The organism is Oleiphilus sp. HI0066 (assembly GCF_001635725.1).
The window spans coordinates 1-517 of sequence record NZ_LWFH01000207.1 but is presented as its reverse complement, the minus strand read 5'-3'; the positions used below and the strand labels follow the sequence as shown (position 1 = coordinate 517).

General features: G+C 48.0%; 1 protein-coding gene. It reads right to left on the bottom strand.

The annotated features are described in order from the left end of the window. On the bottom strand, positions 1–517 hold a 517-nt coding region (locus A3738_RS03235), incomplete at both ends, for an ATP-binding cassette domain-containing protein (protein WP_156503915.1).

The following is a 517-nucleotide window of genomic DNA, read 5'->3' as shown; positions in this document are numbered from 1 at the left end:
TCGTGCGATTTTCGGTTAACTCATCAATCGCTTGCTGAACGTGATATTCGCTTTCAGAATCAAGCGCACTTGTCGCCTCATCTAACAAAAGAATATCCGGATCTTTCAGTACGGCGCGCGCAATCGCAACACGCTGCTTTTGACCACCCGATAAGCGAGTGCCTTGCTCACCGAGATAGCTATCGTAGCCTTTAGGCAATGCTTCGATAAATTCATGCGCATGCGCAGCTAGGGCTGCGGCTTCTATATCTTTTTGAGAGGCATCCTCGTTGCCATACGCAATATTATGCTTAATCGTGGAAGAGAACATCACAGGCTGCTGCGAAACAATCCCTAGTCGCTTACGCAGCGCCTCAGTAGACACATCGTGAACAGATTGCCCAAATACTGACACGCAGCCTTCATTACTATCGTAAAAGCGCTGCAGCAACTCAAATATTGTTGATTTACCAGCACCAGATGGCCCAACTAGCGCCACGCGCTCCCCTTCTCGAATACTAAAGCTGACTTTATCTAA